A 19,416-nucleotide genomic window follows, 5' to 3' on the forward strand; every position below is an offset into this window, starting at 1 on the left:
CCGGTGAAGCTGTGGCGATCACCGCTGGCGTGGACGTTCCTCGCGTCGGTGGTGCTGCTGGCCGGGGTCGGCGGCTGGTTGCTGACCGACCCCGCCACCAGCCGCAGTGACGCGCTGAAGACCGGCGGCCTCGCCGGCGGCGCGATCGTGGCGCTGTACGCGCTGTGGCTGAACGACCGGCGCCGCCGGGTCGAGGAGCGCCGCCAGGACATCGAGCGGCAGCGGCACGAGCTCGAGTCCCAGCGCGCGGAGCTGGACCGCGAGCGGGTGGCCGACGAGCGGTTCGCGAAGGCCGTCGAGCTGCTCGGGCACGCGGCCGACCAGGTGCGCGTGGGGGCGATGCACGCGCTGGCGGGGTTGGCGCGCAGCCGTCCGGAGTACACGCAGACGGTGCTGGACGTGTTGTGCTCGTACTTGAGGCGGCCGTTCGACCACCCGAGGTATAAAGCCGACCTCGAACGCAAGGAGCGCGACGGCACCCGAGGGACGCCCGAGCAGGAGCAGGAACTCCAGGTGCGCCTTACAGCGCAGCGGCTGATCACGGAGCTGCTGCCCCTGTCCACTGACGTCGAGGCACCCTCGTACGATCTCGATCTGACCGGCGCGGTCTTGGAGTACTTCGATCTGTCCGGGCGCAAGATCGGCGAGCTGCTTCTGCGCTATGCCGCGTTGCACAGCAGAACGAACCTGAACAACTGTCGCTTCACCGGCCCGGCCTACTTCACTGCCGCCGGAGCCGGCCCTGGCCGAGTCCTCGGCTCCTTTCGTTGCTGCGGAACAGTTTTTGAACACTTCGCATGGTTCAGCGGCACGAAGTTCGCGACCCTGGCAGACTTCACCGGAACACGTTTCTTGAGTCGAACCAAGTTCAGGAACGCGGAGTTCAACGGAGATGCGGTGTTCACCGACGTGGTCGCTGCCGATTCGCTGGACCTGCAGCGAATCTCCTTCGGAGGGCAGACGGACCTGCGGTTCGCTTCGCTACCGAAGTCAGCCTCGCTGTACAACACGCTGGTTCGGTCAGAGAAAGACGTACGACTGCCTGAGGGTTGGGCACTGGAGGAACTGCGCGACGGCGAATCCCGGATCGTCTCGAAGGTGGGCAAGTGAGGCGACCGCGCGTCTCACCCCTGGCCACGGCGTTCCTGGTCAGCGCGGCGATCTTCGCCGGGGTGCTGGTGTGGTTGCTCGCCGACCGCGCGACCAGCCGGGGCGACGCGCTCAAGACCGCGGGGCTGGCGGGTGGCGCGGTCGCGGCGTTGTACGGGTTGTGGTTGAACGACCGGCGCCGTCGCGTCGAGGAGGACCGGCACGAACTCGAACGCACGCGCATCTCCGACGAGCGGTTCGCGAAAGCGGTCGAGCTGCTCGGGCACGACGCCGACCAGGTGCGCGTGGGGGCGATTCACGCGCTGGGCGGAGTCGCGCGGTCGCGGCCCGAGACCTACACGCAGACGGTGCTCGACGTGCTGTGCGCGTACTTGCGGCGCCCGTTCGCGCACCCCGAGATCGACAAGGTCGACGATCCGGCTGCCGCCTCGCGTGAGCTGCAGGCCCGGCGTACGGCCCAGCGGGTGATCCGCTCGTTGCTGCCGGACGCCGGTTCGGGCGGGCCGGCCTACGCGCTCGACCTTTCGGGGGCGCGGCTCGACCGGTTCAACCTGTCGGGCAAGGAGGTGGGCCTGCTGGGCGCGCAACGGGCGATGATCGTCAACGGTGTTTCGTTCACGGACACGTCGTTTTCGGGTTCCGTCTTCTTCACCGGGGCCAGCGTGCACGGGCCGGTGGATTTCGTGCGGACCAAGTTCGGGGCTGGGACGGGGTTTCGGGACTTCACCGCGCACGATGAGGTGAGTTTTCGGGAGGTTTCGTTTGCCCTGCCGCCGGATTTCGGGCAGGCCAGCTTGCCTGAGGGGACCGAGCTGCCCTGAGCAGTCCCGCGTTTCCGGGCGGGCTCGGGCAAGGTGCTGCTTTGCCGCTCCGGCTTCCGCCGAGGGCGGGGTGCGGCTCAGGCCTCGCCTGCTGCCGGAACCTGGGTGACCGTGGTGATGATCTTGGTGTGAGGAAAGGACTCCGGGGTCGGCGTGGACTGCGACGTCGACACCAGCCCGACGGAAGCCCTCGTGCCCCGTGCCAACGCGCCCCTGACCCGACCGGCAGACTGCGCCTGGCCCGCTGCATCGTCGATGACGGCTGGTCACTGCGACGAGTCGCGGAGCGTTTCCAGGTGTCGCTTTCCACCGCCGCGCGGCGGGCCGGCCGCTACCGCGACCCCGGCTATGGCCGATCGGTCCAGCCGATCGCACGCAAGCCCGAACCGCGGGTACACCGCACTCGCAAGCCGCCCACTCACCAGCCGCGTGCCCCACCTCGCGGGTCAGCACAACCCCGAGCAGCCCCCGCCCTTCCCTGGGGGGCGTCCCCGAGTCCAGTCTATCGGCGGGGTGCGACAAACCCTCGGGAAAAGCTCACCCTCCCCCGACCTGTCCACATTCGAACCACCCTGTGGACAGGTCCGGGGATCCGTCAGTCGAACAGGGCCGGGAGGGTCTTCTCCCAGGGCTCGCGCAGCTCGTCGAGCGTGAACTCCGTGATTCCCTGCAGCTCCAGCGTGCCCGACTCCGGGTCCACCACGCCCGTCCGGCGCCACGGCAACCCGCGCGCCGTGCACATCTCCGTGAAGCGGAGCTCCTCTGTGCGGGGGATCGCCACCAGGACGCGGCCCGCCGACTCGGAGAACAGCTGGACGAACGGGTCCTGGGTGTCGTCGAGGAACACGCGGGCGCCGCACTGTCCGATGAGGACGGTCTCGACCAGCGTCTGGATCAGGCCGCCGTCGGACAGGTCGTGCGCCGCCGAGATCATTCCGTCGCGGGAGCCCGCCACCAGGATCTCGCCCAGCAGCTTCTCGCGCGCCAGGTCGACGCGCGGGGGGACGCCGCCGAGGTGGCCGTGGAGCTCGCGGGCCCACGCCGAACCGTCCAGCTCGTCGTGCGTTTCGCCCAGCAGCAGCAGGGTTTCGCCCGCCTCCGCGCCGATGCCCGTCGGGATGCGGCGGGTCACGTCGTCGATCACGCCGAGGACGCCGATCACCGGCGTCGGCAGGATCGCCGTCGAACCCGTCTGGTTGAAGAAGCTCACGTTGCCGCCCGTCACCGGGATGCCCAGCTCGACGCAGCCGTCCGCCAGGCCGTGCACCGCCTGCTCGAACTGCCACATCACGCCCGGGTCGGTCGGGGCGCCGAAGTTCAGGCAGTCCGAGACCGCCACCGGCGTCGCGCCGCCCGTCGCCACGTTGCGGTACGCCTCCGCCAGCGCCAGCTGCGCGCCGCGGTACGGGTCCAGGTACACGAACTTGCTGTTGCAGTCCGTCGCCACCGAGACGCCGCGGCCACTCGACTCGTCGATCCGGATCATGCCCGAGTCGGACGGCTGCGAGAGCACGGAGTTGCCGCGCACGTACCGGTCGTACTGCGACGTCACCCATTCCTTGGAGGCCTGGTTGGGCGAAGAGATGAGGCGAAGCACGTCCGCGCGCAGTTCGTCCGGAGTGGACGGACGCGGCAGCTTCGCCGACGTGTCCGCGATCAGCGCGTCCTGAGTGGACGGACGCTCGATCGGCCGGTCGTACACCGGGCCCTGGTGGGCCACCGTGTGCGCCGGGACGTCGACGACGATCTCGTCGTTCCAGGTGATCACCAGGTGCTCGCCGTCGGTGACCTCGCCGATGTCGGTGGCGATGACGTCCCACTTGCGGCAGACCGCCATGAACGCCTCGACGTTCTCCGGCGAGACGACCGCGCACATGCGCTCCTGCGACTCGCTCGAAAGCACCTCCGCCGGCGTCATCCCGGTGGCGCGCAACGGAACCCGGTCGAGGTAGATGTGCATACCACCGTCGCCGGCCGCGGCCAGCTCGGACGTCGCGCAGGACAGCCCGGCGCCGCCGAGGTCCTGGATGCCGACGACGAGCTTCTGCTCGAACAGCTCGAGGCAGCACTCGATGAGCACCTTCTCGGTGAACGGGTCGCCGACCTGGACGCTCGGCAGCTTCTTGCGGCCGCCCGAGGACTCGTCACCCGAAAAGGTGTCACTCGCGAGGACGGACACGCCGCCGATGCCGTCGAGGCCGGTGCGCGCGCCGAACAGGATGATCTTGTTGCCGGTGCCGGACGCGAACGCCAGGTGCAGGTCCTCGACGCGCATCGCGCCGACGCACAGGGCGTTGACCAGCGGGTTCCCGGCGTAGGACGGGTCGAACACCAGCTCGCCGCCGATGTTCGGCAGGCCGAGGCAGTTGCCGTAGCCGCCGACGCCGGCGACGACACCGGGCAGCACGCGCTTGGTGTCGGGGGCGTCGGCCGGGCCGAAGCGCAGCGCGTCCGAGACCGCGAGGGGCCGCGCGCCCATGGCCATGATGTCGCGGACGATGCCGCCGACGCCGGTCGCGGCGCCCTGGTACGGCTCCACATAGGACGGGTGGTTGTGGCTCTCCACCTTGAAGGTGACCGCCCAGCCCTCGCCGATGTCGACGACGCCGGCGTTCTCGCCGATGCCGGCCAGCATCTTGGCCTTCATCTCGTCGGTGGCGGTCTCCCCGAAGTAGCGCAGGTGCTTCTTCGACGACTTGTAGGAGCAGTGCTCGCTCCACATCACCGAGTACATGGCCAGCTCGGCGTCGGTGGGCCGGCGGCCGAGGATTTCCCGGATGCGGGCGTACTCGTCGTCGGCGAGCCCGAGCTCGCGATACGGCTGGCCGTGGTCCGGGGTCGCCCCGGCGCGCTCGGTGGTGTCAACGGTGCTGGTCACGGTGTCCGTGTCAGGGTTCGCCACGGCCGCCAGGATACGGGGCGCACCCGGCCGCCCCGGACGGTGGGCCCGCCGGGATCGAGCGGACGCCGGCGGGTGTGACCGAGCCGACATCGAGGGCCCCGCTGTGACTTCCCGGCGCCTGGGGACAACTCGGCGGCATCACGCGCGCCTGGGGACAACTCGGGTGCGCGGACCCGGAATTGTCGGCCGCCGCGAGTAACGTTGAAACCGGGGGTCCCCCCACGCGCGGGCGGAGCACGAAAAGAGACTCCGGGCCGGGTGCGGAAGAGGGCGTGCGAGCGCGAGGGCGCCGGAAAATCGGTCGCCTTCCGCTGGTCGGCGGCTTACCGTCAGGAATCGTGCTTTCCGCCACGTATCCCTTTCCGCCGCTGCGGCTGCCCGCGCGGCCCAGTGCGAGCCGCTTCCTGCTCGCCGTGTTCCGGGCCCGGCTCGGCACGGTGCTGGGCGCTGCCGCGCTCGGTGTCGTCTGGGCGTTGCCCGGTGCGCTGGTGCCACTGGTGATCGGCCAGGGCATCGGCGCCGTCAGCGCGCACGACGGCGCCGCCGTCTGGCGCTGGGCACTGGCCGCCGCCCTGCTCGGGGTGGTGCAGACGCTCACCGGGACCTGGCTGCACTTCCTCAACTACGGCCTGTGGCTGCACGGCGCGGGCTCGACGCAGCGCGCCGTGTCGGCGCACACCACGCGCGTCGGCGCCGGCCTGCGGGAGAAGACGACCACCGGCAACCTCGTCGCGATCTCCACGACCGACATCAACCACATCGGCAACACCGTCGAGATGACCGGCCGGGCCTTCGGCTCGCTGCTGGCGTTCGTCGTGGTGGCGGTGTGGCTGCTCTCGACGTCGCCGCTGCTCGGCGTGGTCGCGCTGGTCGGCGTGCCGGTCGCGGTGCTGGGCATCGGGCCGCTGCTGGCGCCCCTGCAGAAGCGCAAGGCGAGCCAGCGCGAGAAGCGCGGTGACGTCAACGCGCTCGGCGCGGACATCGTGTCGGGCCTGCGGATCCTGCGCGGCATCGGCGGTGAGCGGCGGTTCTTCACCCGCTTCCGCGACACGAGCCAGCGGGTGCGGCGGGCCGGCGTCGAGGTCGGCAAGGCCGAGGCGTGGCTGGCCGCGGCGGAGATCGCGATGCCCGGCCTGGTCACCGTGGTGATCACCTGGCTGGGCGCGCGGCTGGCCGTGGCCGGGGAGATCGGCGTCGGGCAGCTCGTGGCGTTCTACGGCGTTTCGGCGTTCCTCATCTGGCCGGTCACGGCGGCGACCGAGGCGGTCGGGGCGATCACGTCCGGCCTGGTCGCGGCGCGGAAGGTGGTGACGCTGCTGGCCATCCACCCGAAGCTGGCGGACCCGGAGAAGCCGGTCCGGCTGCCCGCGGGGCCGCTGGAGCTCCTCGACTCCGAGTCCGGCGTGCGGGTCGCGGCCGGGCGGCTGACGGTCGTCGACTTCGGCGCCGACGGCGAAGCGGTGGCCGACCGGCTGGCGCGGTTCGCCGACCCGGCCGAGGGCGAAGAGGTGCTGGTCGGCGGCGTCCGGGCGGACCACGTCGCGCTCGCGGAGCTGCGGCGGCGGATCGTCTACGCGCACAACCAGGACATCTGGTTCTCGGGTGTGCTGCGCGAGCAGCTGGCGCCGGCGCGGCCGAGCGGCGTCGGGATCACCGAAGCGCTGTACGCGGCCGATGCCGACGACATCGTCGAGGCGCTGCCCAACGGCATCGACGAGGTGATCGGCGAGCGCGGGCGCGAGGTGTCCGGCGGCCAGCGGCAGCGGCTGAACCTGGCCCGCGCTCTGGCGACCGACGCGGACGTCCTGGTGCTCGACGAGCCGACGTCGGCAGTCGACGCGCACACGGAGGCACGCATCACCGAGCGCGTCGCGGCGCTGCGCCGCGGCAAGACCACGGTGGTGTTCAGCCAGAGTCCACTGTGGACACATGTGGCCGACGAAGTATTCACGGCGAAGGTGGTGACGGTGTGAAGCGGCTCCCCACGGCGTCCCGGCGGGACGTCCGGCGCTGGGTGCTGAAGACGGCGGCGAACCACAAACGCGAGTTCGGCCTGCTGCTGGGCTCGCTGGCCGTGGCCACGCTGATCGGGCTGGCCGGGCCGCAGCTGCTCGGCTCGCTGGTCGACGACGTCGCGGCGGGCGCGACGACGGGCCGCGTCGACGTGCTGGCGATGGTGTTCGTCGGGATCTTGGCGCTGCAGGCGGTGGCGCGGAAGATCGCGCGGTTGCGCGGCGCGGTGTTCGGCGAGCTGGTGCTGGCCGAGACCCGCGAGGAGTTCGTCGGGACGGCGTTGCAGCTGCCGCTCGGCACGGTCGAGGCGGCCGGCACGGGCGACCTGCTCAGCCGCGCCACCACCGACCTCGGCCGGATCGACCACGCGGCGCGGTTCGCGGCGCCGGAGATCCTGATCGCGGCGGTGACCGTGGTGTTCACGGTCGTCGCGATGGTGGTGACGTCGCCGCTGCTCTCCCTGGGCCTGCTGATCGCGGTTCCGCTGCTGGTGAGCGTCAACGTCTGGTACCAGCGGCGGATCCCGTCGCTGATGCAGTGGATGCTCGACCGGTGGGCGGACCTGACCACCAGCGTCCACGAGACGGCGGAGGGCGCGCGCACGGTCGAGGCGCTCGGGCTGACCGAGCGGCGGGTCGACGCGGCGTACGGCGCGCTGGACCAGAGCATCCTCGGCGAGCGGCGGATGCGGGCGCTGCAGCTGCGGTGGCTGCCGTCGCTGGAGATCAGCTACGTGCTGCCGCTGGCGGTGATGCTGCCGCTCGGGCTGCTCGCGTACACGCGCGGCTGGGCCGGGCTCGGCGAGATCACCACGATGCTGCTGTACGTGCAGGCGATGTCGGCGCCGCTGAACGAAGCGCTGTTCTGGCTGGAGGACCTGCAGGTCGCGGCGGCCGCCGCGCGCCGGATCCTGGGCATCCACGAGGTGTCCCTCGAAGAGTCGCCGAAGGTGATGGAGGTGCCGCGCGGGCGCGACATCGACGTGCACGGCGTCCGGTTCGCGTACACGGCCGACCGCGAGGTGCTGCACGGCATTGACCTGCGCGTCCCCCGCGGCGAGCGGCTGGCGATCGTCGGCCCGTCCGGCGCGGGCAAGTCGACGCTCGGCCGGCTGCTGGCGGGCATCGCGGCGCCGTCGTCGGGCTCGGTCCGGATCGGCGGCCAGGACGTCTCGTCGCTGGCCGACGACGTCCTGCGTGGCGAGGTGCTGCTGCTGACCCAGGAGCACCACGTGTTCTCGGGGACGCTGCGGCAGAACCTCGCGCTGCCGGCGCGTCGGGCGGGTGGCGACTGGACCGACGACGAGCTGCTGGCGGCGCTGACCTCGGCGGGCGCGGCGGACTGGGTGGCGACGCTGCCGTCCGGGCTCGACACGAAGCTGGGCTCGGGCGAGCACCCGGTCCCGGCGGCGATCGCGCAGCAACTGGCGCTGGCCCGCGTCGTGCTGGCCGACCCGCACACGCTGGTGCTGGACGAGGCGACGTCGCTGCTGGACACGGGTTCGGCTCGGGACCTGGAGCGGTCGCTGAACGGCGTGCTCGCCGGGCGGACGGTGATCGCGATCGCCCACCGGCTGCACACGGCCGCGGCGGCGGACCGGGTCGCGGTGGTCGAGGGCGGCCGGATCACGGAGCTGGGGTCGCATTCGGCACTGCTGGCGGCGGGCGGTTCGTACGCGCGTCTGGTGGCGGCGGCTTCGTAGTCCGGAATGTCCGGAGTGCTCGGCTGGTTGCTCCCCAGGTAGCCAATCTTTCTGCCTGGGGAGTGCCATGTCGTTCGTGATGACCGCGGCCGAGCGCGAAGCGTTCTTGAGCGGGGTGCACGTGGGGGTCCTGGCGGTGGAGCGCGCCGGCCGGGCCCCGCTGGCGGTCCCGGTCTGGTACGACTACTCGCCCGGTGGCGAGGTCTTGATCTGGATGGAGCGCGACACGGTCAAGGACCGCGCGATCACCGCGGCCGGCCGGTTGAGCTTGGCGGTGCAGGACGAGAACCCGCCGTACAAGTACGTGACGGTGGAGGGGCCGGTGGTGGCGAACGACGAGCCCCCGACGCGCGAGCAGGCGTTGCGGATCGCGGGCCGGTATTGGCCCGAGGACCAGGCGAAGGCGTACGTCGACTCGGCGCTCGGGGAGCGGTCGGTGCTGGTGCGGGTGCGGCCGGAGAAGTGGCTGTCGAACGACCAGAGCAAGAGCTGACGAGTCCGGGGCTGTGGACAACTCGCGTCCGCAACCCCGGAACTGTCGGTGGGGCTCGATAAACTGGTTGACCGGGGGCCGAGGGCCGCCCTCCACGCAGCAAGCTCGCGTTCCGCGCGGTTGGCTCCGCGATTCCGGGCCCTTTAGGCGGAGCGCGAACCGTCGCCACCCGTGATCAGGAAGCCGACACGCGTGATTGAGCAGTCGACACGCGTACCGAGAGTCGGTTCGCGTACCCGGCTGGACGACACGCGTACTTGGCTGGACGACACGCGGCCGGGAAGCCCGAAAGCTTCCCGGCGGCCGCCCTCAGGCCTTGATCAGCGCGTCCACCGCGCTGTAGAACATGCCGAGCCCGTCGTCCGAAGGCCCGGTCAGCGCGTCGATCGCGTGCTCCGGGTGCGGCATCAGGCCCACGACCCGGCCGTTCTCGGACCGGATCCCCGCGATGTCGTTGCGCGAGCCGTTCGGGTTGCCGCCGACGTACCGGAACACCACGCGCCCCTCCGCCTCCAGCTCGTCCAAAGTGGACTGCTCGGCCACGTAGCACCCGTCGATGTTCTTCATCGGGATGAGGATCTCGGCGCCGGGCTCGTAGCGCGACGTCCACGCCGTCTCGGTGTTCTCCACCCGCAGCCACTGGTCGCGGCAGATGAAGTGCAGGCCCTGGTTGCGGATCATCGCGCCGGGCAGCAGCCCCGCCTCGCACAGGATCTGGAACCCGTTGCAGATGCCGAGCACCGGCATGCCCGCGCGCGCCGCCTCGATCACCGGCGTCATCACCGGCGCGAACCGGGCGATCACGCCCGCGCGCAGGTAGTCGCCGTAGGAGAATCCGCCCGGGACGACCACCGCGTCGACGTCGTGGAGGTTCTCGTCCGCGTGCCACAGGGGCACCGCCTCCGCGTCGGCGTAGCGGACCGCGCGGGCCGCGTCGCCGTCGTCGAGCGTGCCCGGGAACGTGATGACGCCGATGCGCGCGCTCACGCGTCGACCCGCGTGATCGTCCACTGCTCGATGACGGGGTTCGCGAGGAAGCCCTCGGCGATCTTTTCGAGCGTCGCGTCGTCGACCGTGTCGTCGACCTCGATCTCGAAGTGCTTGCCCTGGCGGATCTCCTTGATCCCGGTGAAGCCGAGACGGCCGGCGGCGCCGAGCGCGGCCTGTCCCTGCGGGTCGAGGATTTCGGGCTTGGGCATGACGTCGACGACGACTCGGGCCACGGCAGGCTGCTCCTTATTCACGCAGGTCGTGGGTACCCCGCGAGCATAGTTCACCCAGTTCGGCAGGCCGCGGGGGCCGCCGGGAAAACTAGACTGGCCGACGGCGCGCCGCTGCGCCATGATGAGTCGTTGACATCGCGCCAACAGCTGTGGAGGCACCGTGGACTCCTACGACTACGTGATCGTCGGCGCCGGGAGCGCGGGCTGCGTCCTGGCGAACCGGCTGACCGAGGACCCGTCCGCCCAGGTCTTGCTGATCGAAGCGGGCGCCGAAGACACCGCGGACGAAATCCACATCCCCGCGGCGTTCGCCTCGCTGTTCAAGACCAAGTGGGACTGGAACTACGAGACCGTCGAGCAGAAGCACACGGGCAAGACCGCGTACTGGCCGCGCGGCAAGATGCTCGGCGGCTGCTCGTCGATCAACGCCATGATCTACATCCGCGGCAACCGCGCCGACTACGACGGCTGGCGCGATTCCCACGGCGCCGAAGGCTGGGGCTGGGACGACGTCCTGCCGTACTTCAAGCGCGCCGAGGGCAACCAGCGGTTCGACGGGCCGCTGCACGGCACCGACGGCCCGCTGAACGTCGAAGACCGCCGGTTCACCCACGAGCTGTCGACGGCGTGGGTCGATTCGGCCGTCGCGTGGGGCCTCAAGCGCACCGACGACTTCAACGGCGAGAGCCAGGAGGGCGCCGGCGTCTACCAGGTCACCTGCAAGAAGGGCCGCCGCTGGTCCACCGCCGACGCGTACCTGCGGCCCGCTCTGGAGCGGCCGAACCTGACGGTGAAGACCTGCGCGCCGGCGACCCGCGTCGTCTTCGAGGGCACGCGCGCGGTCGGTGTGTCCTATTTGGACAACGGCGTGGAGCGCACCGCGCGTGCGTCCACCGAGGTTCTGTTGAGCGGTGGCGCGGTCAACTCGCCGCAGCTGCTGATGCTCTCCGGCGTCGGGCCGGCCGAGCACCTGCGCGAGCACGGCATCGACGTCGTCGCGGCGTTGCCCGGTGTCGGCGAGAACCTCCACGACCACCCGGCCTGCGGGATCATCTGGTCCACGCGCGGCACGACCGACCTGGTCGACGCGGCCACACCGCGCGGGCTCGTCCGCTACCAGCTGACCAAGCGCGGACCGCTGACGTCGAACATCGGCGAGGCGGGCGCGTTCTTCCCGACCACCGGCGGGCTGCCGGCGCCGGACATGCAGATCCACGTCGCGCCGACGCTGTTCTACGACAACGGCATGCGCGAGCCGACGGTCCCGGGGTTCACGTCGGCGGCGACGCTGGTGGACGTCGCGAGCCGCGGCCGGCTGCGGCTGAAGTCGGCGAACCCGGCGTGGAAGCCGGAAATCGACCCGGCGTACTACTCGGAATCCGTGGACATGGACCGGATGATCGCCGGGCTGCGCGCGCTGATCGAGATCGGACGCGCCGGGCCGCTGAAGCGGTTCCTCGACCAGCCGTTCCTGCCCACGCGGCACGATCTGACCGACGCCGAGCTGGCCGAGCACATCCGCGAGAACACGCAGACGCTCTACCACCCGGTCGGGACGTGCGCGATCGGGTCGGTGGTCGATCCCCAGCTGCGGGTTCAGGGCGTCGAGGGGCTGCGGGTGGTCGACGCTTCGGTGATGCCCGTGGTGCCGCGGGGGAACACGAACGCGCCGACGATCATGGTGGCGGAGAAGGCGGCGGATCTGATTCGGGGGCGCTGACCTGCCGCGGGACGGCTTGTCGCGTGCCCGGCCTTGCTGACAGTGGCCGCGGCCCCGGTATCCAGCTTAGCGGCGGCCACCGACAGTTCCGGGCGGTTCCGGGGTTGTGGACGCGACTTGTCCACAACCCCGGACCGGCTCAGCGCTTGCCGTGCAGGATCGTCACCAGCTTGGCCACCATCGCGTCCGTCGAAGGCTTGCGGGTGAACGAGGTCAGCGTCAACGGCGCCGTGAAGCGCTGGCGGGCGATCGCCTTCGTGCGGGCGAACTCGCGCAGCCCCTCCGGGCCGTGGATGCGGCCGAAGCCCGAGTCGCCCACGCCGCCGAAGGGCAAGGACGCGATTCCGGCGAACGACAGCGGCGCGTTGATCGACGTCATCCCCGTGCGCAGCTTCTCCGCCAGCTCCACCCCGCGGGACTTCGAAAAGACCGTCGAGCCCAGGCCGTACTTCGTGTTGTTCGCCTTCTCGACCGCTTCGTCCATGGTGCGGACCTTCGCGATCGTCACCGTCGGGCCGAACGTCTCCTCGGTGACCGCCTCGGAGTCCTCCGGGACGTCGACCAGCACCGTCGGCTGGGCGTACCGGTCGCCGACCGCTTCCTCGCCGCCGAGGACCGCCTTGCCGCCGCGAGCCAGCGCGTCCTGGATGTGGCGCTTGATCACGCCCAGCTGCGACGGCATCGTCACCGGGCCGTACTGCGCCGCCTCGTCCGAGCCCGCGCGCACGTCCTTCGACTTCTCGACGACCTTCGCGACGAACTCGTCGTGGACCTTCTCGTGGACGTACACCCGCTCGACGCCGATGCACGTCTGGCCCGAGTTGGAGAACGCGCCCCAGACCGTCGCGTCGGCCGCCGCGTCGAGGTCGGCGTCCGCGTCGACCAGCACCGGGTCCTTGCCGCCGGCCTCGATGACCACCGGCGTCAGCGTCTCGGCCGCCGCGGCCATGATGCGCTTGCCCGTGGCGGTCGAGCCGGTGAACGCGATCTTGTCGACCCCCGCGCCGACCAGCGCCGCGCCCGTCTCGCCGAAGCCCGTGATCAGCTGCAGCACCGGCTGCTCCGGCACGACCTCGGCGAACGCGTCGACCAGCCACTTCCCGACGCCGGGCGTGTACTCGCTGGGCTTGAACACCACGGCGTTGCCCGCGGCGAGCGCGTACGCGATCGAACCGAGCGGCGTGAACACCGGGTAGTTCCACGGGCCGATCACGCCGACCACGCCCAGCGGCTGGTACTCGACGGTCGCCGCCTGGTTCGACATCAGCAGCCCGGCCGAGCGCTTCTGCTTGCCGAGGATCTTCTTCGCGTGCTTGCCCGCCCACGCGATGTGCTCGATGGCCAGGACGCTCTCGAGCTGCGCGTCCGCGATCGGCTTGCCGGTCTCGTCGCGGACGACCTGGCACAGCTGCGGGAGCCGGCGCGTCAGCACGCCCTTCCAGGCGCGCAGCCGCTCGGCGCGCCCGGCGAAGCCCAGGTCCTCCCACCACTTCGCCGCGACACGCGCTCGCGCGACGGCCGCCTGGACGTCCTCGGCGTCGTGCACCGGGTAGGTTCCGACCACCTCGTCGGTCGCCGGGCTCAGCGAGTCGAAGGTCTCGCCGACCGACGTCGGCTTCGGCTGGACGGCAGTCATCGGCGTCTCCCTGGAGGTCGCGGGTCAGCCCAGGTTACGACGTTACTGACACTGTGCCAATAGCTCTCGCGGGCTTCGCCACCAGCATTGCACCCGCGATCGCCGCGGCAAAGACACCGAACAACGGTGCGAGCCACAACGGCAGCACGCCGACGGCCAGCGAACCCAGCCCGAAGCCCGCCGCCTGGACCGTGAACGACAGCGAGAACCCCGCTGACCTGCGATTTTTCGGCAGTACGCGCTGCAAGTTGACCGACGTCGTGGCCACCAGCGGTCCCGTGCACGCGCCGATCACCGCCACCGAACCGAGCAGCCCGGCCCAGCCGAGGTCGGCGGCGAGCGCGAGCCCACCGGCAACAAACCCCGCGAGGAACAGCCGCGGGTCGCCGGTCTTGCCACGCCACGCGTAGAGCGCGCTGCCGGCGATGCTCGCCCCGCTCAGCACCGCGATCACGACCGGCGCGGCCGTCTCGGGCGCCCCGAGGCGCTGGACCAGCGGGAGGGGCGCGACCTCGACCGTCGACAGCAGCAATCCGACCGTGAACGCGCAGCACAACCACGGCAGGTAGGTGCCGAGCCGCGCGGGCGGGACGTCGTCGCCGGATTCCACCCGTTCGCGCTCACCCGCGCGGCGTGGCACGAGCGCGGCGGCGACCACGCAGGCGACGGCCATCGCGGCGACCGGGACGAACGGGCCGGCCAGGTCGAGCAGCGCGACCAGCGCCGGACCGCCGATGAGCACGCCTTCGAGGATCATCGCGTCGACGGAGATGGCGCGGGGCAGCAGCTCGTCGTCGACGGTGTCCGCGAGCAGCGTCCGGAAGCCCCCGGACAGCGCGCCACCCGCGATGCCGGGCAGCAGGACGACCGCGACCAGGACGGGCGCGGGTGCGTCGGCGGCCAGGGCGACGGCGACGAACCCGGCTCCGGTCAGCAGCAGCAGCGCGGGCAGCCCTCGCGAAGGGCCGACGCGGTCGAGCAGCCGCCCGACCGGCACCGCGCAGAGCATCTCGGCCGCGACGTAGACCGACATCAGCACGCCGCCGAGCCGGTAGGACCCGGTCGTCGCGGTGGTCAGCAGGGTGAACGCGAGCGGCGCCATGGTCGCCGGGAGCCGGGCGAACTGGACGCCCGCCGACCAGCGCCAGTAGGCGCGATGGGTGAACAACGACATGGTCCTACGCTCACTCGCCGCCCTTCCGGTGCACACTGATTCGGGTGAGAGCGAATCGGCGATGATCGAGCTGGTCCTGACGGCGGCGGGCGCGCAACGCGTCCGGTTCGCGATCTCGCCGCTGGAGGAGGTGCTGGGAGCCGTCCAGACGCTGCTCGGCGTCCGGCGGCACCCGGCGCACCTGCCGTGGCTGTCCGCGGCTCCCGACGTGCCCGAGCTGGCCGCGGTCCTGGGCGCGCGGCACTACATCACCGAGTTCCTGAGCCCGCCGCCCGACGGCCCGGAGACGACGGCGGAGGCGCAGCTGCGGGCCGTGCGGTCGACGCCACCCCACCAGGTCGCGCTGGAGCTGGGGATGGTCGACGCCGACCTCTCGCTGCTGCCGGACGACCCGGCGACGGCGCGCGACCTGCTGGCCGACCAGCTCGAAACGGTGTGGGACGCACTGCTCGCGCCGGAGTGGCCCCGCCTGCGCGAGCTGCTCGCGGCGGACATCGCGTACCGGACGCGGCAGCTGGGGTCCGGCGGGATCGCGTCGATGCTGGCCGGCCTGCACCCGCGCGTGCGGCTGTCGGACACGTCGGTCCTGGTCGACCTCCGGGCTCGCGAGCGGGTGGAGATCGACGCGCGCGGGCTGCTGCTGATCCCGGCGGTGTTCGCGTGGCCGAACGTCGGTGTGGTGACGGTGCCGCCGTGGCAGATCTCGCTGCTCTACCCGGCTCGCGGCGTGGCCGCGCTGTGGACGTCGTCCGCGACGCCGCCGGAGCCGCTGGTCGAGGTCCTCGGCCGGACGCGGGCGCTGCTGCTGACCACCCTCGACCGCCCGGCGGCGACGACCGAGCTGGCCCGGCGCCACGGCCTGGCGCCGGCGACGGTTTCGGCGCACCTCACCGCGTTGCGCGGGGCGGGGTTGCTGACGTCCGAGCGGCGCGGCCATCGGGTGCTGTACCGGCGGACCGAGCTGGGCGACGCGCTGCTCATCGGCAAACTGTGACGCGTGAGCAGAACGGTGCCTTGGGAAGGCTTCCACAACACCCGGGACCTCGGCGGCCTGCCGACCGCGGCGGGCGGCACGACTCGCCACGGGGCTTTCTTCCGGGCCGCGGACCTCCGGTTCGTGACCGACGCCGGCTGGGCGCAAGCGCGGGAGGCCGGCGTCCGGACCGTCATCGACCTGCGCAACCCGGACGAGATCCGGCCGACGGCGGACGCCCCGACGGCGCTGGCGGGTTCCGCGCAGTTCGCCGCCGCGACCGGCCCGGCCACCCCGCCGGGCATCGACCGCGTGGAGGTTCCCCTCGACGACATCGACGACCTCGAGTTCTGGCGGTACGTCAACGGCGAGCGGCTGAACGCCACCCCGCTCTACTACCGCGTGTTCCTCGACCGGAAGGCCGAGCGCTGCGCTGCGGTCATGATCGCGATCGCCCGGTCCGCCCCCGGCGGTGTCCTGTTCCACTGCGGCGGCGGGCGCGACCGGACCGGTCTGATCGCGCTCCTGCTCCTGGCGCTCGCGGACGCCACCCCCGACGCCATCGCCGCGGACTACGACCTGTCCGCCGAAGCCGTGAAACCGCTGTACGCCGCGATGGGCGCCGAAGACCAGGGGCCGGTCATCGCGGCTGTCCTCGCAGAGCGGGGCACCACGACCGCGGCGGCCGTCCGGGACACGCTCGACGGTTTGGACGTCGAGCGGTACCTCCTCGACGCGGGGGTCGCCCACGAGGACCTCGCCGAGATCCGGCACCGGCTGACGAACCGGGACTAGGCTGGAATCGACCACCAGCGAAGGAGAACATCGATGCGTATCGTCCATTTCGGACACGCCTGCATACTGCTGGAGACCGGCTCCGAGCGGATCCTGATCGACCCCGGCGCGTTCTCCACCGGGTTCGAGGGTGAGCGGGAGCTGTCCGCCGTGCTGGTCACGCACCAGCACTTCGACCACCTGGACGTCGACCGGCTGCCGAAGGTGCTCGAGGCCAACCCGGACGCGAAGCTGATCGTCGACCCCGGCTCGGCTCCCGAGGTCGAAAAGCTGGGACTGCCGTTCGACATCGCCAATGTGGGTGACGCGTTCGCCGTCGGGGACACCTCGATCAAAGCGGTCGGCGGCGAGCACGCCGTCATCCACTCGGACATCCCGGTGATCCCGAACATCGGCTACGTCTTCGACGACGGCGCGTTCTTCCACCCGGGCGACTCGTTCTTCGTACCCGAGCAGAAGATCGACGTGCTGGGCCTGCCGACGGGCGCGCCGTGGCTGAAGGCCGGCGAAGCGGTCGACTACCTGCGGGCCGTGGCACCGCGGGTCGCCGTGCCGATCCACGAAGCCGTGCTGGCCAACCCGGCTCTGCACTACGGCTTGTTCGGCAACCTCGCGCCGGAAGGCACCGAGGTCAAGGTGCTCGAGCGAGCCGAGCCGGCGAAGTTCTAGGCCGCGATCGCGCGCAGCGAGCCGTAGGTCGCTCCGAAGGCCCGGTTCTCCAACGCCACGTCCACGGCGTCGAGCAGGGCCTGGCGGAGGCCGGGGCGGGTGAGGTCCGTGGCGTCCACCCCCAGCCGGACCAGTCCGCCCCGGCGGGCCGCGCGCGCCGCTGCCAGCACCAGTGCGAAGCAGCGCACCGTTTCCGTGCGGTGCGACTGGCTCGTGAACTCATTCACGCGGGCCCGGCGCACCTCGCCCGTGACCAGGTCGCGCACCGCGCCGAGGTCCGCGCACAGGCGGAACCCGTGCTCCGCCAGCGCCTGCAGCGTGCCCTGGGAGGCGATCCACCGCGGCGGTGCGAAGCCGTCGACAGCCAGTCCGTTGCTGTCCAGCGCCGCCTTCGCGGCGATCAGCCGCAGCCGCGCCTCGTGGGCCGGCAGCGTCGCGAACTCCGCCTTCTTGCCCAGGTACACCGTGCGGTGCGTGGGCGTGACGGTGTGGTCGTACCCGTGCAGCAGCACGGAATCGCCGGCCCGGGCGCGCGTGCGCACCCACTCCGTCACCGGGCCGCCGCCGGTGCGGGCGGCGTAGAGCACCGAAAGCGGGACCTTGCGGCGGTCGAGCTCGGCCGCGAGGTCGGCGCACCGGTGCAGCGTGCGCGGGGTGATTCCCGACAGCGAAACCAGCAAGCGAGCGTCCACGCCACCATTGGGACGCACGCGTCTGACGTCGCCGTGAACTGCGCAGAACGGCCGGACGTCGGTTGCCGGAAGGGTCAGATGCCTTCCCGAAGCCGCTGGACCGCCACCGCGATCCGCCCGCGCAGATCCGGGTCGGCGACCTGACCGTCGGCGACGTCGGCGCGCGACACCGGGATGCGCGCGCACGCGTCGTCGACGATCTTCGCGCCCGCGTACGTCAGGACCTTCCGCAGCGAGTCGTGCGCGTCGCGGCCGCCCGTCGGCGCCGCCACCGAGGACGCGTTGATCCACGACACCGGCTTGCCGTAGATCTCGCCGCCGCCGACCGTCCAGTCCAGGAGGTTCTTGAACGAGCCCGGCAGGCCGCCCGCGTACTCCGGTGTGCAGATCAGGATCGCGTCCGCTTCCTTGATCGCCGCCCGCAGCGCCGCGACCTCGGGGTGCAGCGGCTCGCGGTCGTCATCCGGGTTGAAGTGCGGCAGATCGCCGAGACCGGTGTACGTCTTGCTCGCGGTGAGCGTCGCCACGGTCCCCAGCACCGCCGCATTGCCGGAGCCGGCCCGCAGGCTGCCGCAGATCAGCAGGATCACGCAGCCAGTCTGCCAGGGAACGCCCGGTGATGCGGCGGCATGCCTCGAGGTACCGCTTGCGCGTGGCGGTCACCACCTCGGGCGGCAACGGCGGCAGCGCGGACACGCAGTCCCAGCCGGACGCCGGGTCGACCAGCCAGTCGCGCACGTGCTGCTTGTCGAACGACGGCCGCGGGCGGCCGGGGCGGTGGCCGTCGGCGAGCCAGTAGCGCGCCGAGTCCGGGGTCAGCAGCTCGTCCGCGAGCACGAGCTCACCGTTCGGCCGGACGCCGAACTCGAACTTCGTGTCGGCCAGCAGCAGGCCCTGCTCCGCGGCCCGGGCGGCCCCACGGCGGTACAGCTCGAGCGAGGCCTCGCGGACCCGCTCGGCGAGCGGATGGCCGAGGACCGTCGCGAACGTCTCGAAGTCGAGGTGTTCGTCGATCTCGCCGGGACGCGCCTTGGTGGACGGCGTGAAGATCGGCTCCGGCAGCCGCGCGGACTCGGCCAGCCCGGGCGGCAGCGCGATCCCGCACACCGAACCGGACTTGCGGTACTCCGCGTACCCGCGGCCGGCGAGGTGGCCGCGGACGACGGCCTCCACCGGCAGCATCTTGAGCCGCTCGACCAGCAGCGCCCGGCCGCGGAAGGCCTCCGGGATGGCGGGCCCGTCGTGGGCGATCAAGTGGTTCGGGAGGACGTCGGCCAGCTCGCGGAACCAGAACACGCTCATCGCGGTGAGGACCCGGCCCTTGTCCGGAACGTCGGTGGGGAACACGCGCTCGAAGGCGGAAATGCGGTCGGAAGCGACGACCAGCAGCTGGTCGTCGCCCACGGCGTACAGGTCACGGACCTTGCCGGTGGCGACTCGCTCGGGGGTGGGGAGGGGTGTCACGCGCTGAACCCTAACGCGCACCCTCCGCC

Annotated in this window: 17 protein-coding genes and 1 pseudogene; 10 read left to right on the forward strand and 8 right to left on the reverse strand. The window is 71.6% G+C overall.

Features of this window, described 5'->3' with window-relative positions:
• Nucleotides 1–3 precede the first annotated feature (3 nt).
• The 3 genes and pseudogenes from AA23TX_RS39125 to AA23TX_RS39135 all read left to right on the forward strand — a co-directional run.
• A complete protein-coding gene (locus AA23TX_RS39125) occupies nucleotides 4–1,110 on the forward strand; it encodes a pentapeptide repeat-containing protein (RefSeq protein ID WP_155548010.1) in 1,107 nt (368 codons plus the stop codon).
• Nucleotides 1,107–1,931, forward strand: coding sequence for a pentapeptide repeat-containing protein (locus AA23TX_RS49810; protein WP_196425786.1), 825 nt, complete (start codon nucleotides 1,107–1,109; stop codon nucleotides 1,929–1,931). Before AA23TX_RS39125 ends, AA23TX_RS49810 begins: the two co-directional genes overlap by 4 nt.
• 192 nt (nucleotides 1,932–2,123) lie before the next feature.
• Nucleotides 2,124–2,363 (forward strand): annotated as a pseudogene (locus AA23TX_RS39135) (leucine zipper domain-containing protein); the annotation flags it as partial.
• 163 nt (nucleotides 2,364–2,526) lie between these two features.
• Here the strand turns inward: AA23TX_RS39135 and purL are convergent.
• A complete protein-coding gene (gene purL, locus AA23TX_RS39140) occupies nucleotides 2,527–4,833 on the reverse strand; it encodes a phosphoribosylformylglycinamidine synthase subunit PurL (RefSeq protein ID WP_439328800.1) in 2,307 nt (768 codons plus the stop codon).
• Nucleotides 4,834–5,171: 338 nt separating this feature from the next.
• On the opposite strand from purL, the gene AA23TX_RS39145 reads away from it, so the two are divergent.
• The 3 genes from AA23TX_RS39145 to AA23TX_RS39155 all read left to right on the forward strand — a co-directional run bounded on the left by AA23TX_RS39145 (nucleotide 5,172) and on the right by AA23TX_RS39155 (nucleotide 9,041).
• Nucleotides 5,172–6,806, forward strand: coding sequence for an ABC transporter ATP-binding protein (locus AA23TX_RS39145; protein ID WP_155548011.1), 1,635 nt, complete (start codon nucleotides 5,172–5,174; stop codon nucleotides 6,804–6,806).
• Complete coding sequence (locus AA23TX_RS39150; RefSeq protein WP_155548012.1) at nucleotides 6,803–8,548, forward strand: ABC transporter ATP-binding protein; 1,746 nt, start codon at nucleotides 6,803–6,805, stop codon at nucleotides 8,546–8,548. The genes AA23TX_RS39145 and AA23TX_RS39150 overlap by 4 nt, the downstream gene beginning before the upstream one ends.
• A 67-nt stretch (nucleotides 8,549–8,615) precedes the next feature.
• Nucleotides 8,616–9,041: a pyridoxamine 5'-phosphate oxidase family protein gene (locus AA23TX_RS39155; RefSeq protein WP_155548013.1), complete on the forward strand. Its 426-nt coding sequence runs from the start codon at nucleotides 8,616–8,618 to the stop codon at nucleotides 9,039–9,041.
• 309 nt (nucleotides 9,042–9,350) lie between these two features.
• Here the strand turns inward: AA23TX_RS39155 and purQ are convergent, their stop codons facing one another.
• The gene (gene purQ / locus AA23TX_RS39160) at nucleotides 9,351–10,028 is read right to left on the reverse strand and encodes a phosphoribosylformylglycinamidine synthase subunit PurQ (RefSeq protein WP_155548014.1); all 678 of its coding nucleotides are present in this window, start codon (nucleotides 10,026–10,028) and stop codon (nucleotides 9,351–9,353) included.
• On the reverse strand, nucleotides 10,025–10,264 hold the full coding sequence (gene purS / locus AA23TX_RS39165; RefSeq protein ID WP_086675945.1) for a phosphoribosylformylglycinamidine synthase subunit PurS: 240 nt from the start codon (nucleotides 10,262–10,264) through the stop codon (nucleotides 10,025–10,027). Before purS ends, purQ begins: the two co-directional genes overlap by 4 nt.
• 160 nt (nucleotides 10,265–10,424) lie before the next feature.
• Between purS and AA23TX_RS39170 the strand changes: the two genes are divergently transcribed.
• Nucleotides 10,425–11,984, forward strand: coding sequence for a GMC family oxidoreductase (locus AA23TX_RS39170; protein ID WP_155548015.1), 1,560 nt, complete (start codon nucleotides 10,425–10,427; stop codon nucleotides 11,982–11,984).
• Nucleotides 11,985–12,123: 139 nt separating this feature from the next.
• Here AA23TX_RS39170 and AA23TX_RS39175 read toward each other — a convergent pair whose 3' ends face one another.
• The gene (locus tag AA23TX_RS39175) at nucleotides 12,124–13,620 is read right to left on the reverse strand and encodes an aldehyde dehydrogenase family protein (protein ID WP_155548016.1); all 1,497 of its coding nucleotides are present in this window, start codon (nucleotides 13,618–13,620) and stop codon (nucleotides 12,124–12,126) included.
• A gap of 34 nt (nucleotides 13,621–13,654) precedes the next feature.
• Entirely contained in the window at nucleotides 13,655–14,794 is a 1,140-nt protein-coding gene (locus tag AA23TX_RS39180; RefSeq protein WP_155548017.1) for an MFS transporter, read from the reverse strand.
• Nucleotides 14,795–14,855: 61 nt separating this feature from the next.
• On the opposite strand from AA23TX_RS39180, the gene AA23TX_RS39185 reads away from it, so the two are divergent.
• From AA23TX_RS39185 to AA23TX_RS39195, 3 genes are read left to right on the forward strand one after another with little or no spacing between them, the layout of a single operon-like run.
• Entirely contained in the window at nucleotides 14,856–15,788 is a 933-nt protein-coding gene (locus tag AA23TX_RS39185; RefSeq protein WP_196425787.1) for an ArsR/SmtB family transcription factor, read from the forward strand.
• A 3-nt stretch (nucleotides 15,789–15,791) separates the two neighbouring features.
• On the forward strand, nucleotides 15,792–16,562 hold the full coding sequence (locus AA23TX_RS39190) for a tyrosine-protein phosphatase (protein ID WP_230863024.1): 771 nt from the start codon (nucleotides 15,792–15,794) through the stop codon (nucleotides 16,560–16,562).
• Nucleotides 16,563–16,595: 33 nt separating this feature from the next.
• Nucleotides 16,596–17,231: an MBL fold metallo-hydrolase gene (locus AA23TX_RS39195; RefSeq protein WP_155548019.1), complete on the forward strand. Its 636-nt coding sequence runs from the start codon at nucleotides 16,596–16,598 to the stop codon at nucleotides 17,229–17,231.
• Here the strand turns inward: AA23TX_RS39195 and AA23TX_RS39200 are convergent.
• The 3 genes from AA23TX_RS39200 to AA23TX_RS39210 all read right to left on the reverse strand — a co-directional run bounded on the left by AA23TX_RS39200 (nucleotide 17,228) and on the right by AA23TX_RS39210 (nucleotide 19,387).
• Nucleotides 17,228–17,923 carry a DUF2334 domain-containing protein gene (locus AA23TX_RS39200; protein WP_230863025.1) on the reverse strand — a complete coding sequence of 232 codons (696 nt, stop codon included), beginning with the start codon at nucleotides 17,921–17,923 and terminating at the stop codon, nucleotides 17,228–17,230. The genes AA23TX_RS39195 and AA23TX_RS39200 overlap by 4 nt on opposite strands.
• A gap of 74 nt (nucleotides 17,924–17,997) precedes the next feature.
• Nucleotides 17,998–18,462 (reverse strand): NADPH-dependent FMN reductase, encoded by a 465-nt coding sequence (locus AA23TX_RS39205; RefSeq protein WP_196425788.1) that lies wholly within the window; start codon nucleotides 18,460–18,462, stop codon nucleotides 17,998–18,000.
• Nucleotides 18,383–19,387, reverse strand: coding sequence for a phosphoribosylaminoimidazolesuccinocarboxamide synthase (locus AA23TX_RS39210; protein WP_155548020.1), 1,005 nt, complete (start codon nucleotides 19,385–19,387; stop codon nucleotides 18,383–18,385). Before AA23TX_RS39210 ends, AA23TX_RS39205 begins: the two co-directional genes overlap by 80 nt.
• Nucleotides 19,388–19,416 lie beyond the last annotated feature (29 nt).

The organism is Amycolatopsis camponoti (assembly GCF_902497555.1).
Classification (GTDB): Bacteria; Actinomycetota; Actinomycetes; order Mycobacteriales; family Pseudonocardiaceae; genus Amycolatopsis; species Amycolatopsis camponoti.

Excerpts from the sequence above, each read along its gene's own strand:
- AA23TX_RS39155 (WP_155548013.1), top strand. The coding sequence starts at position 8,616 with ATGTCGTTCGTGATGACCGCGGCCGAGCGCGAAGCGTTCTTGAGCGGG.
- AA23TX_RS39175 (WP_155548016.1), bottom strand. The coding sequence starts at position 13,620 with ATGACTGCCGTCCAGCCGAAGCCGACGTCGGTCGGCGAGACCTTCGAC.
- AA23TX_RS39180 (WP_155548017.1), bottom strand. The coding sequence starts at position 14,794 with ATGTCGTTGTTCACCCATCGCGCCTACTGGCGCTGGTCGGCGGGCGTC.
- AA23TX_RS39185 (WP_196425787.1), top strand. The coding sequence starts at position 14,856 with ATGATCGAGCTGGTCCTGACGGCGGCGGGCGCGCAACGCGTCCGGTTC.
- AA23TX_RS39195 (WP_155548019.1), top strand. The coding sequence starts at position 16,596 with ATGCGTATCGTCCATTTCGGACACGCCTGCATACTGCTGGAGACCGGC.